Source organism: Mesorhizobium sp. AR02, from assembly GCF_024746835.1.
Taxonomy (GTDB): domain Bacteria; phylum Pseudomonadota; class Alphaproteobacteria; order Rhizobiales; family Rhizobiaceae; genus Mesorhizobium.
In genome coordinates, this window is the sequence record NZ_CP080531.1 from 2,214,351 (window position 1) to 2,227,220 (window position 12,870).

Consider the following 12,870-nt stretch of genomic DNA (forward strand, 5'->3'; position numbering starts at 1 on the left):
TCTTGACGATCGATCTTGGATTCGGGGAAACCAGGCAGCATGACCGGCAAGACATCATCGGCGCGCAGGAACGGAACCGAGGCGGCGGGCGAGCCCATCCCCTTGCGCTACGGCGACGACCCGTATGTCTGGGCCTGCTGGCTCTACTACGAAGACCATATGACGCAAGGCGACATCGCCGAGATCATGGGCATATCGCGGGCGACGGTGAACAGCTATCTGGCCGATGCCCGCGCCCGCGGCATCGTCAACATCTCACTCGAACCATCGCGGCTGAGCTCGCTTTCGATCGCGCAGGAACTCAAACGCCATTTCGGCCTGCATGACTGCCTGGTCGTGCCGAGCGACGACAACGCGCGGCCGCTGATCGACCGCCTCGGTGGGGCGGCGGCGCAGGCGCTGGCCAAGCTGTTGAAATCCGGCGACACGCTTGCGGTTGCCTGGGGACGCACGGTGCTGGCGATCGGCGAGCAGGCATCGGTGCCCGGCCTGCAGGACGTCACCGTCGTCCAGGCCACCGGGGGAACGGCCGCCAACTTCGCCTATACGCCAGAGCTCTGCGCCTCGGCCATCGCCGGCGCGGTCAAGGCGCGGCTGATCAACATCACCGCGCCCGCCGTCGTGTCCACCGCCGAAGTCCGCGACATGCTTTTGCGCGAGCCGCTCATCCAAAGCCAGTTCGAGGCGCTTGCCAAAGCCAACAAGGCGCTGTTCGGCATCTCGTCGCTGCGTCCGAATTCGACGATCCACACCAGCGGCTTCTTCGAATCCGTTTCGCTGCAGCAGTATCTCGCCAGGAACGCGGTGGGCGTCGTCGCCGGCCGTTTCATCGACGGCCAGGGCAATCCGGTGGCCGGCCCGCTCGACGACCGGACGATCGGCATATCGCTGGACATGTTGAAGGCCATAGGCCTGCGCATCGCTGTGGCCGGCGGCTTCGACAAGGTGCCGGCTATCCTGGCCAGCCTGCGCGGCGGCTACGTCAATGTGCTGATCACCGACGCCGCCACCGGCCGCGGCATCCTCAATGCCGACGGCGTGACGGAGCTCGACCAGAAGCTGTCGCAGCGCCCGAGGGTCGACAACACGATCGCCCTGCCCAGCAATTACCGGACCCATATCAAGAAATTCCTCAACGACCCCGACGATGTCGTCGAGGAAATGCTGGATGGCGTGGTCAAGGCCCATGCCGCCTACATCAAGCCGATCAAGGGCTCCAATCGTGCTCTGGTCGCCCGCACCGGACCGAGGCCCGGCAAGGTCGGGCTGGTGATCGGCGGCGGCTCGGGACACGAGCCCTGTTTTCTCAGCTATGTCGGCAAGGGTCTCGCCGACGCCGTGGCTGTCGGCAACATCTTTTCGTCGCCTCCTCCCGGGCCGATCCTCGAATGCACCCAGGCGGCATCCGGCGGCGAGGGCGTGCTTTTCGTCTACGGCAATTATGCCGGCGATGTGATGAACTTCGACATGGCGGCCGAGATGGCGGCGGACAGGGGCATCCAGGTCCGCACCGTGGTGACCACGGACGATATCGCCTCCTCTCCGCTGGAGGACCGGGAAGGCCGCCGCGGTGTCGCCGGCAACTTTTTCATGTTCAAGATCGCTGGGGCCGCCTGCGACCGTGGCCAGTCGCTCGATGCCTGCGAGGCGGCGACACGCAAGGCCAATGCACGGACCTTCACCATGGGCGTCGCGCTGGAGCCCTGCTCGATGCCGCAGACCCGCCGCCACAATTTCGAGATCGGCCCCGACGACATCGAGATCGGCATGGGCATCCACGGCGAACCCGGCGTGATCCGCGAAAAGATGATGAGCGCCGATGCGATCACCGACCGGGTGATGGACCGCATCTTCTCCGAAATGAAGCCGGCGGCGGGCGACCGCGTGGCGGTGCTGATCAATTCCTTCGGCGCGACGCCCCTGATGGAACTCTACATCCTGTTTAGACGCGTCGAGCAGCGGCTGAGCGCGAAGGGCATCCAGATAGAGGCGAACTGGGTGGGTCACTATTGCACGTCGCTCGACATGGTCGGCGCATCCATATCGATCCTGCATCTCGACACCGAGCTGTCGGAGCTTTTGCGACACCCTTGCGATACGGCCGTGCTGCGGATCGGTTGAGGACAATAAGAGATGCGTTTTACGAACACAGGCCGCATCCTGCTTGAGTTGGGAGGACCATGATGTCGGACAATGCCGCACGACGCCTGAGCAGGATGTTCTACCGCATATCGATCGCCATCGAGGCGGGAAAGGATCGGCTGTCCGATCTGGACGGCGCCATCGGCGACGCCGACCACGGCATCACCATGTCGCTCGGCTTCATGGCCGTGAATGCGTATCTGGCCAAGCTCAATCTCGACGACACGCCTCCCTCGGAGATCTTCACGGCCGCCGCCTCGGCCTTCCTCGACGCCGTCGGCGCCTCCACCGGACCGCTCTACGCGACCGCATTCCGAAGGGCCGCGCAGGCCCTCAAGCAGGATGAATGCCTCTCGCTCGCCGACCAGGCGGCGATCATCAAAGCGATGACGACCGGCATCATGGAGCGCGGCAAGGGGCAGCGCGGCGACAAGACCATGCTGGACGTGTGGATCCCCGCCACTGAAGCCGCGCATAACGCGCAGGCCCGCAATGCCGGTGGCACGGATATGTGGAACAGCATCCTCGAAGCCGCGGAAGCCGGCGCGAACGCGACGCGGTCCATGGTGGCGGCGCGCGGGCGGGCGGCGCGGCTCGGGGAGCGGTCGCTCGGCCACATGGACCCGGGCGCCGCCTCGGCCGTGATCATCCTGCGCGCGATGAAGGACACCTTCACCGAAAGCGAGCCTCGGCACTGAAAATCGAGGCGTCATCCACTCGGGCCTCGATTGATCCCTGAAATGGGCGGCCTCTTGCCAGCACCGCTTGCCTTGCCAACGAAGAACCGAGCGTTTACAGGCGTTGTCAGTGGAAGCGTTCCTGCTGGCGGGCGGGAACTGCGAAGCGGGGCAACAAAGATGCGTGATTGCGACGCCTATGCGGTTGCGAGCAGGGATATCGTCTTCGAATCCTTCGATGGCGAGGCCGTGGTGCTCAACCTTGCCAACGGCAAGTATTTCGGCTTCTCCGATTCCGGCAGCAGGGTCTGGCAAGCGCTCTCGTCCGGGGTCGATACCCAGGCCCTGATCGGGCTGGCCGCCGGCGGTTCGACACTCGGCGCGGCTGAACTCGAACACTTCATCTCGCAATTGCTCGAACTGGGGTTGCTGGTGCGTTCGGAAGCGGCGGCGCAACCGCTGCCCGGCGATTTGGCTGCCGAGCTTGCCGCCACGAACGAGCCGCTCAATGTGAGCATTCACGACGACCTTGCCGACCTGATCATCGTGGATCCCATCCACGAGGTCGAGGAACCCCTGGGCTGGCCGGCGGTCAAGCAGGCATCCTGACGGGCCGGCTGCGTCAGAGATAGGGGCGCAGGATGCCGCGCGTCACGCTCGAAACCTTGCCGGATTACGCCCGGTATCTCATCACCGCCGCTGAAGCCACACATTATCCGGCCACGCGGACGGTCCGCCTGCCCCGGCTGGAGCTGACCGCGCATGTCGCTCCCGGCGTGCTTGCCGAGGCGCTCGGCCACGCCTTCTTGGAGGCCGAGGATGACCAGGCGGAGCCATCGGCATGCCGTATCTTTACCGTTCATCCCGGTATTGACGGCATCCCTGAGCCCGCACGGTGGGGCGACGCACATTTCACTGAATACAGTTTTGCAGAACGGCTCGCCGGGGCCGGGCTGCGTGGCCACTATTTTCACGATCTGGATTTCTGGCAGGTCTACGATCCGCAACGCCGCGTTGGCGTGCAATTGATGGAATCGGCCGATGCCTTTCCGCCCTGGGAGCCAGCAGCGCCGCTGCGGGCCTTCCTGCATTGGGACTATGCGGCGCGCGGCATGCGGCTGACCCATGCCGGCACGCTTGGCGCCAATGGCAAGGGCGTGCTGCTCGCCGGCGCCGGCGGTGCCGGCAAGTCCGGCACGGTCGCCGCCGGTCTGCTCAACGGGCTCGACAGCGTCGGCGACGACTATGTGCTGATCGATCTCGGCGGCGGCGTGACCGCGCGGCCGCTGTTTTCAACGCTGAAGCAGGACCCGCAAGGTTTCGCACGGCTGGGCCTGAAGCAGCGGCTGAGGATCGACAGCCCCTTGAACTGGCAGGGCAAGCACACTTTTCACATTGCCGACATCGCGCCCCGGCCCGTGCCTGCAGCGCTGGACATCGTTGCGCTGGTGGTGCCACATATCGGCGGTGGCGAGACGAGTTCGATCGTGCCGGTGTCGCGTCGAGACGCCATGATAGCACTGGCACCGTCGGGCATCATGCAGATGCCGGGGGAGCGCGAAAGCGGCTTCCGTTTCTTCGGCGATCTCACTCGCCTGCTGCCAAGCTATCGTCTGTCCCTGGGAACGCATCCTGAGGAGATTGCCGGCACTGTTGCGGATTTTCTAACACGAGTTGTTTCGTGAAGTTGAGCGTGATCATGCCCGTCTACAACCGCGAACGCTATGTCGTTTCGGCCTTGCGCTCACTGCTGCGGCAGCGCGATGCCGCCGATCTCGACATCATCGTCATCGACGACGGCTCGACCGACGGTTCGGCGGAGGCGGTGCGTTCGATGATGGTCGAGACCCCCTGCATCCGCCTGTTCCGACAAGAGAATATGGGCGTGACCCGAACCCGCAATGCTGGTCTCAGGCTGCTCAAACCGGAAACGGAGCTCGTGTCGTTCCTCGATTCGGACGATGTCTCGCCTGCCGGACGATTCAAGGCCGATATCGCCTGCTTTCAGGCCGACCCAGGTCTCGAGCTTACCTATTCCCTCATGATGCTGGTCGACGGCATTGACGACGACAGGCTGGAACCCGGGCCTGACAGCCATTTCATGACCGTGCGGGGAATTCATCTGTCGGCGGCGATTTTCTCGCGCAAGCTCGTCGACCGGATCGGCGGCTTCGACGAGGCCTTCAGCCAGGCCGAAGACACCGACTACCTGCTGCGCACCTTTGAAAGCGGCCCCAGATTCGTCATGCCGGATACCGTGGCGCTCTATTACAGACGTCACCCCGGCAACATGACGAAGCAGGCCGACACATCCCTTCGGGAGTTCATGCGGGCCATCCACAAATCGATGAAACGGCGCAAGGCCGACCCCTCACTGTGCGGGATCGAAGGCATCTTCGATGTCAAGGAACTCGCCAATTGGCGTTTCACGTAGCATGCGGACCTATGGCGTCGTCATCCCGGCCTTCAACGCCAGCGGCACCATCGCCGAGACGCTGCTATCGGTCGCGGCGCAGACGGTGCGCCCTGACCTGGTGGTGATCGTCGACGATGGTTCAACCGACGATCTGGCTTCAGCGATCGGCGGAACGGACCTGCCGGTGCAACTGCTGCGCCAGGCAAATGCCGGGCCTGGCAGCGCTACGACCCGAGGCATCGCCGCCCTGTCGACGCCGCTCGTCGCGACGCTCGATGCGGACGACCTCTGGCTGCCGAACAAGATCGAGAGGCAGCTCGCGCATCTCGACAAATCTCCCGCGACATCGGGGGTCTTCTGTCAGTGGCGGAATTTCCGCAACGACCAGCCCGACGCGCCCGAGGCCGCGGCCGTGCCGGGCTGGTCGCGGACCACCATGATGATCCGCCGCGATGTCGCCGGGACGGTTGGACCCATCGTCGATCCGCCGGGCGGCCGTGGCGAAATGATCGACTGGATCGCCCGGGCGCGCGAGGCGGGCCTTGCCCTCGACATGCTGGACGAGGTGCTGGCGCTGCGCCGCATTCGGCCGGGCAGCCTGTCCTATGGACGCGATGCGGCCCGCGATCGCGGCTATCTCGAAGTGGCGCGGCTCGCCATGCTGCGGCGGGCGCAGAACAAGACCGGCTCGAGCTGATGGCAGATATTCGCCGTATCGAGCGTCGCTTCCCGGACTATGGCTGGTCCTGGCCGACGGGCGGGCTCGACCAGTTGCTCAAGGCCGCACTTCTTCCCGACGAGGACGCTGCTGCCGCTTGCGCCGGCCGCTGGCTGGACGAGAACGATATCGATCACGTCTCGTTCCGCGAGCACCGGCTGCTGGCCGCCATCTCCGACAGGTTCGGCAGGAAGCTGGCCGGCCATTCCGCTTATCCGCGCCTCGTCGGCCTGCAGAAGATGCTGTGGACCAAATCGCGCATGGCGATGCGCGAAGCCGAGCCGACGCTGAAGGCGATGACGGATACGGGATGCAAGGTGATGCTGATCAAGGGCGCCAGCCGCATCGCATTGAACGCCTCGGCACAGCGCGGCAGGGTGGCGCATGACATCGACATATTGGTGCGGCCGCAGGACATGAAAACGGCCTTCGACGTGCTGCGCGACGGCGACTGGCAGATCGCCACCGGCGTCAGCCCGCAATATCTGCGGACGAGACTGGCGTCGCTGCGCTCGATGAATTTCTTCAAAGGCAATCTTGGTGACATCGACCTGCACCAACTCGCCTATGACGGTTCGCAGCGAAGCGAGGAAGACGACCTGGCCATCTGGCAACGGGCGGATAGCGCCGAGTTCAGCGGCGTCGGCGTGCTGGTGCCGTCACCGGCCGACCGCATCGCGCTGGCCATCGCGCATGGCGGGCTCGACGCCCACACGCACAGCGACTGGCTGGTCGATTGCGCGGTGGCTATTCGCGGCGGAGATGTCGACTGGGACGTGTTCCTCGATGTTGTCGCCAAGCGCGGCCTTGCTGTTGCCGCAGCGGTGGCGCTCTCCTATCTGGCGCTTGAAACAGGCGTGGCAGTGCCGGGCAAGGTGCTGGCGCGCGTGCTGGAGCTGGCCGACCGCAGCGGCCTCTCGCGCTGGTCGGCCGTGCTGCAGGCCAAGCCGCGGACCGATTTCGGCAGGCTGGTCTGGTTGTCGCGCGGCCTCGCCAAGCAGTTGCGGCTGAGGCGCAGGAGCGGCCGGCTGCGGCAGGAGCCGCCAGCCACGGCCTGGCGTGGCAAGCCAGCCCGCAACGCGCCATCGGAAACGGCGCCGCCACCCGTGTTCTCACAGGCCATACCGTGCCCGCTGACGGCAGGCGACATGATGCTGGACATCACGGTCAGGATCCGTGTTCCGCCGGTCCGCCGCCGCATCGAAATGGAGATCAATGCCGATGACGACCATATTGCGCGCCTGCGCGCCATGGCCATCAGCCGGTCGGGTGGGGAACGGGCGCTGCATTTTCGCGGCAAGGTAACGCTTGACGGGCAAAGGCGCGCCGTGACGCTGGAGGCGCGACCTTCCCGGCAATTTCGTCAATGGGACGATAATGCGAACCGTGGCGGCCTATGGCGCACTGCCCTTCCATCTCATCTCGGCGACGTTTTCGCCGCTGCGCTGAGAATCGCGTGGCGACTTTCCGCTGCGATTATGATGTCTGGCCGTCTATCGCCGTGGAAACAAGGGGGCCGCGTTCACGGGCTCTTATGTCGGCAAGCATCCATGCCGACAGGGACAATGGCACCAAGATGCCGATGCCGAGCCCGACAAAGTTCACCAGATGCGCGATGGCAGGGTAGAGCCAGACCAGCGCCAGGAAAAGCCGAGCTATGTTGGCGCGCCTCGAAAACAGGTAGGCGACGGCGACGGCAAGACCGACCGTGTCGTAACTGTAGCCATAAGGCGTCGCAACGGTTGCCAACACGGCGGTGAGAACCACTCTTTCGCCATGCTGGACCTGCCGCCAGGGCAGCCAGACCCAGATGGCGGCGGCGATGGCGGCGATCGTCGCAACCGCCTGCATTGCATAGGCAACTGTCAGTCCCGCCCCGCATGCGCGCGCCAGGAAGAACATGGTTGCGGCGTTGGCCTGGTAGGGCTGCGGATAGGGCGCCTCCAGTATCGCCGTCATCAAGGGACGGGTTTCGGTCCAGAACAGCCGCCAGACGTCGAAGCCGAGTGCGGCGCCAGTCAAAATGAACAGCGCTGCCGATGACAGGGCGGCGGCGACGATGGCGCGCCAGTTGCCGCTGGCCAGCAGGCAGAACGGGACCAGAATGCCGAGATGCGGCTTGACCGTCAGCAACCCGAACAGCAGCCCGGCAAGGATCGGCCGCTTTGGCGCGATGGCCAGTCCGCCGATGAGGAGAGCGGTGGTCAAGGCGCCGTTCTGACCGAAAATAGCGTTGACGAATACGGCCGGACACACACAGATGGCCGCTTCGGCAAGCGTGCCCATTTTCAGCGGCCGCACCGCCAGCCACAGGCAGAAGACGGTGCCGAAGGTCCAGATGAAATAGGCCGAAAAAATCGGCAGCAGCGCCAGCGGCGCGCCGAAGATGAGGATGCTGGGCGGGTAGCTCCATTCCTGATTGGGAAGATCGGGCGAGAACATCTGCCGCAAGGCCGCGCGATAGGTGTCGACGTCGAACAGCCAGGCAACATGGCCGTCGAGCGCCATGCGCCCGCCGGCCCACAGATTGGTGAAATCCCAGTAGGGCAGCCGGTCGCTGAGTTCGGAGAAGCCGTGCTCGTCGAAGGTCCACAGAGCAAGATGGTAGCGCAGGCCGATCAGAATCCCGGTGCACAGCACAAGTGCCGCGAAACGGAGATCGGATCGATTGCGGGCAGTCTGATCGACCGGTGCCATTGTGCTGTTTTCCAAGACCCTGGCAGCCTTGATAAGGGATTTGCGTTAAGATCGGCTTATACGGGGCTCTCGTGTGGCTTCGTCACCCGCCGCAGCGTCAGATTGATCCTGCCGCCGTTCTTCAGCAGTGCCGAGGTCGAGGGGTAGATGCGGTCGACGCCATGGAAGGCGAGACGGCCCTCACCGCCGAGCACGACGACGTCGCCGCTCTTCAGCCTGAACGACTTGGTGGCGCCCTCGCGCGTCGCCTGGCCGACCCTGAACAGGCAATCATCACCCAGCGAGACGGAGACGACGGGTGCCGAGAAATCGGCCTCGTCGCGATCCTGGTGCAGGCCCATCTTCGCGTCGGCCGTGTAGAAATTGATCAGGCAGGCCTCCGGCGGATTCGGATAGCCCGACACCTGCCGCCAGAGATCGAGCAGGCCCTCGGGGATCGGCGGCCATGGCTCTCCGGTCAGCGGATGCATCGGCTGGTAGCGATAGCCGCGCTCCTTGTCGGTGACCCAGCCGAGCGGGCCGCAATTGGTCATGCGCACGCTCATCTCCTTGCCGGTGCGCGGCATGGCCGGCACGAACAGCGGGGCCTGCTGGACGATGCTCCTCACTTCCTCGATTAGCGCCTCCTGCACGGTGCGGGAGAGATAGGCCGGCATGTGGCGGACGCCCTTGGGCAGAACGAGCATGGGTAGCGCACCTTGAGATGGTTTCGAGCCCGCAAGATGCCACCATCGAAGGAAAACGGCGACCCGAAAGCCGTCGGCGGTCTGATGGCGGCTGTCGATGTCGGCATGGGCGGTGAATTCACTCCCGGCTTCGCGAAAGGCGGTTGACGGATAAATATGAATTTCATAGTCAAGTTTTTAACTTGAGTGTTTGAGGCAACAATTTGGACGCCGGCGAGACGGAGAGGTCGCCGGCGGCGAATGGCAAAGCGCGAGGCATATCGGCGTGACGTTTCATGAGAGGTTTAACATGGTCAGGGGTGGCAGGGTCTGGCGCCGGAGATTGCTCGCCACGACGTGTCTGGCGACGCTGCTCGGTGCTCATCAGGTGCTGGCGCAGCAAACCGCCACCCAGGCACAAGATAGCACGCTCGAGCCGATCACGGTCAGCGGCAAGGGCGACCGGGTCACTTCCGGGGATGACGACAAGACAGTGGCCGCCAAGCGCAGCTCCGGTGCGACCAAGACGGATACGCCGCTCATCGAAACGCCGCGCTCCGTCTCGGTGGTGACGCGCAAGGAACTCGAGGAGCGCGGCGCGCAGGACATCATCGAGGCGGTGCGCTATTCGGCGGGCGTCAGCACCGGCGCCTATGGCTTCGATCCGCGCTTCGACCAGATTTATATCAGAGGCTACGACGCTACCACGCTCGGCGACTACAAGACGGCCTGCGCCAGCCCTACATCAATTACGGCACGTTCCGCACCGACCCCTATTCGCTCGAACGTGTCGAGGTGATCAAGGGGCCGGTGTCGGTGCTTTATGGCGCGGGAACGCCGGCCGGCATCGTCAACAAGGTGCCCAAGCTGCCGACCGAGGACAGGATTCGCGAAGTCCAGTTGCTCTACGGCACGAAGGACAGGGCGCAGGCGGCCTTCGATTTCGGCGGCCCGGTCACGGAAGGCAGCGACGAGTTCCTTTACCGGATCGTCGGCCTGGCGCGAAACGGCGACACCAATTTCGACATCGCCGACGACCGCTATTTCCTGCAGCCGTCGCTGACCTGGAATCCCGATGCCGCGACCTCCTTCACCATCTATGGGCTGGTGCAGGCGGACGAGACGGATGCCAATGTCGGCGTGATCACCGATCCGTCGGGGAAAGTCCTCAAGTTGCGCGACAGCGATCCCGACTACGACTATCAGAAAATCCGCCAGCAGCAGGTCGGCTACAAGTTCGACCACGAATTCGACAATGGCCTCACCTTCCGCCAGAACCTTCGATACTCGCATCTGGACCTAAGATCGCGGTACCTCAGCGGCATGAACATGCTGTGGAATGGTACAGTGGTCCAGCGGGCCGCTTATTCCATTCGCGACGAAATGAATGTTTTCCAGGTCGACAATCAGCTTGAGGCAAAATTTGACACCGGCGCGCTCGCTAATACTTTTCTGCTCGGCCTCGACTACACGAACCTGACCTCGTCCTTCGGTTATGGGATGGGTCCGAGCGATCCGGCATACGATTTCGACATCGACAATCCGACCTATGGCGTCTCCGGTCCGACGCCGGACTACAATGTCACGACGTCCGACGCGGATCTGCGCCAGACCGGCATTTATGCGCTGGATCAGGTCGAGTTGGACAGATGGCGCTTCACGCTCGGTGGCCGGCAGACCTGGGTCGAGCAGACGCGTGAATACGGTAACGGCAGGTCCGAGGGCTTGAGCAAGAACGCCTTCAGCATGCAGGCCGGCGCCCTCTATCTGTTCGACAATGGCGTCGCGCCGTTCGCGAGCTATGCGACCTCCTTCGAGCCGGTCACAAACCAATCCGCGTCACACGAGATCCTTAAGCCGACGGAGGGGGAGCAGTTCGAGCTGGGCGTCAAATATCAACCGCCGGGGACCGATATCCTGCTGTCGGCGGTCGCCTACCATCTCGTCGAGAAGAACAAGCCGGTTACTGAAGACTTCATAAATTACCGGGCGCTGGGCGAAGTCACCAGCAACGGTTTTGAACTCGAGGCGCGCGCCGGCATTGCGGACGGGCTCGATGTGATCGCGGCCTATAACTACAACCATGCGGAGATCACGGGCGGTGACCCCGGCTCGACGGAAATCGGCAAGGTCCCGGCGGTCACGCCCGCGCATGTCGCCAGCCTCTGGGCCAACTACAGGTTCGACGAGGGCAGTGCCGCCCCGGGCCTTTCGATCGGTGCGGGTGCAAGGCTGCAGAGCGCGACATACACCGACACCACCAACACCGGCAAGAATGGCCGCGATCTATCTCGACGCCTCGGCGTCCTATGATTTCGGCGCCATCGACAAGAAATATGAAGGTGTTTCCGCCGCCTTCGCCATCCGCAACATCGCCGATGAACGTCCTATTGTGTGCAACAGCGGCTATTGCTATTTGGGCCAGGGCCGCAACATCACGGCTTCGCTGAAGCGCAGCTGGTGAAATCGAAAACGCCGCGCGTCCTTTCGGATGCGCGGCGTCTTGATTTTGCCGTATCGAAACGGCGCGACCCGGTAGTAGCCGGGTCAGGGGATGCGCAGCACCTGGCCTGGATAGATCTTGTCGGGGTGGGTCAGCATCGGCCTGTTGGCCTCGAAGATGGCGGTATTCTTGGCACCCTGGCCCTTGCCGTAACTTTTCTCGGCGATCTTCCAGAGGTTGTCGCCCTTCTGCACGGTGTAGAAGGTCGGATCCTTGGCCGGGGCAGCTGCCTTGCCCGCCTCGGGCGCGACCTGCAATTCGTCAGCCTGGACCTTGGAGACGCCGAGCGTGTTGCCGACGGCAATGACCGCCTTTTCGAAGATCGACTGGTCCTTGACCACGCCCTTCAGCACCGCCGTGTCGCCCTGAACGACGACTTGCACGCCATCGGTGCCGAGCTTGTGTGAATCGAGCTCCTTCTTGAGCGTGTCGGCCGTGGGTGCGGCTTCCTCGTCGCCGCCAATGCCCAGTTTCTTGCCGACGCTCTTGACGAAATCGAACATGCCCATCTCTGGTCTCCCTTGCTGTGGCAATGGTGAAACCTCGCATCTGCGGTGCGAAATGGAAAGCCGTTTTATACACGCACCTGGTGTGGTGCTTAATCGTTCTCCACCCGGCCGCGCAACTTCTTGATCGTGCCGCGTCCAGCCTTGCCCTTCAGCCGCCGCTCCACCGCGCCTTTCGACGGCCGCGTCTTCTTGCGTGGCGGCGGTGGCGGCTCGGCGGCCTTGGCGACCAGTGCTGTCAGCCTTGCCCGGGCGTCCGCCCGGTTCTGCTCCTGGGTGCGGAAGCGCCCGGCTTCGATGACGATGACGCCGTCCTTGGTGGCGCGCTGGCCGGCAAGCTTGATCGTGCGCGCGCGCACGCGTTCCGACAGGCCGGCCGCGTTGGCCGCGTCGAAGCGCAGTTGCACGGCTGTCGCCACCTTGTTGACGTTCTGGCCGCCGGGACCGGACGAGCGGATGAAATCCTCGTGCAGGTCGCCCGGGTGGATCACGGCTTCGCCTGATATGATGATGTTGTCGTCGATCGGCATGCCGCAGTCATGGCGC

At 64.0% G+C, this 12,870-nt stretch carries 10 protein-coding genes and 2 pseudogenes; 8 read left to right on the plus strand and 4 right to left on the minus strand.

All coding sequences use genetic code 11. From position 1 onward, the window contains the following. Window positions 1-39 precede the first annotated feature (39 nt). The 7 genes and pseudogenes from DBIPINDM_RS14685 to DBIPINDM_RS14715 all read left to right on the plus strand — a co-directional run. Window positions 40-2,121 carry a bifunctional sugar-binding transcriptional regulator/dihydroxyacetone kinase subunit DhaK gene (locus DBIPINDM_RS14685; protein ID WP_258587930.1) on the plus strand — a complete coding sequence of 694 codons (2,082 nt, stop codon included), beginning with the start codon at window positions 40-42 and terminating at the stop codon, window positions 2,119-2,121. A gap of 62 nt (window positions 2,122-2,183) precedes the next feature. After that, the gene (gene dhaL / locus DBIPINDM_RS14690) at window positions 2,184-2,840 is read left to right on the plus strand and encodes a dihydroxyacetone kinase subunit DhaL (protein WP_258587931.1); all 657 of its coding nucleotides are present in this window, start codon (window positions 2,184-2,186) and stop codon (window positions 2,838-2,840) included. A 159-nt stretch (window positions 2,841-2,999) separates the two neighbouring features. Next, entirely contained in the window at window positions 3,000-3,428 is a 429-nt protein-coding gene (locus DBIPINDM_RS14695; RefSeq protein ID WP_258587932.1) for a PqqD family peptide modification chaperone, read from the plus strand. Window positions 3,429-3,460: 32 nt separating this feature from the next. Beyond that, window positions 3,461-4,504, plus strand: a complete 1,044-nt coding sequence (locus DBIPINDM_RS14700) for a serine kinase (protein ID WP_258587933.1) — start codon at window positions 3,461-3,463, stop codon at window positions 4,502-4,504. After that, on the plus strand, window positions 4,501-5,253 hold the full coding sequence (locus tag DBIPINDM_RS14705) for a glycosyltransferase family 2 protein (RefSeq protein ID WP_258587934.1): 753 nt from the start codon (window positions 4,501-4,503) through the stop codon (window positions 5,251-5,253). Before DBIPINDM_RS14700 ends, DBIPINDM_RS14705 begins: the two co-directional genes overlap by 4 nt. 1 nt (window position 5,254) lies before the next feature. Beyond that, window positions 5,255-5,932, plus strand: coding sequence for a glycosyltransferase family 2 protein (locus tag DBIPINDM_RS14710; protein WP_258587935.1), 678 nt, complete (start codon window positions 5,255-5,257; stop codon window positions 5,930-5,932). Window positions 5,933-6,249: 317 nt separating this feature from the next. Then, window positions 6,250-6,735: pseudogene (locus DBIPINDM_RS14715) on the plus strand (nucleotidyltransferase family protein); the annotation flags it as partial. A 694-nt stretch (window positions 6,736-7,429) separates the two neighbouring features. Here DBIPINDM_RS14715 and DBIPINDM_RS14720 read toward each other — a convergent pair. Further along, window positions 7,430-8,650 carry a glycosyltransferase family 87 protein gene (locus tag DBIPINDM_RS14720; RefSeq protein WP_258587936.1) on the minus strand — a complete coding sequence of 407 codons (1,221 nt, stop codon included), beginning with the start codon at window positions 8,648-8,650 and terminating at the stop codon, window positions 7,430-7,432. Window positions 8,651-8,706: 56 nt separating this feature from the next. Further along, entirely contained in the window at window positions 8,707-9,336 is a 630-nt protein-coding gene (locus DBIPINDM_RS14725) for an alpha-ketoglutarate-dependent dioxygenase AlkB family protein (RefSeq protein ID WP_258587937.1), read from the minus strand. Window positions 9,337-9,625: 289 nt separating this feature from the next. On the opposite strand from DBIPINDM_RS14725, the pseudogene DBIPINDM_RS14730 reads away from it, so the two are divergent. Continuing rightward, window positions 9,626-11,779: pseudogene (locus DBIPINDM_RS14730) on the plus strand (TonB-dependent siderophore receptor). 83 nt (window positions 11,780-11,862) lie between these two features. On the opposite strand, the gene lysM reads toward DBIPINDM_RS14730, so the two are convergent. After that, window positions 11,863-12,327 (minus strand): peptidoglycan-binding protein LysM, encoded by a 465-nt coding sequence (gene lysM, locus DBIPINDM_RS14735; RefSeq protein WP_258587938.1) that lies wholly within the window; start codon window positions 12,325-12,327, stop codon window positions 11,863-11,865. An 89-nt stretch (window positions 12,328-12,416) separates the two neighbouring features. Next, entirely contained in the window at window positions 12,417-12,854 is a 438-nt protein-coding gene (gene arfB, locus DBIPINDM_RS14740; RefSeq protein WP_258587939.1) for an alternative ribosome rescue aminoacyl-tRNA hydrolase ArfB, read from the minus strand. Between the last annotated feature and the right edge of the window lie 16 nt (window positions 12,855-12,870).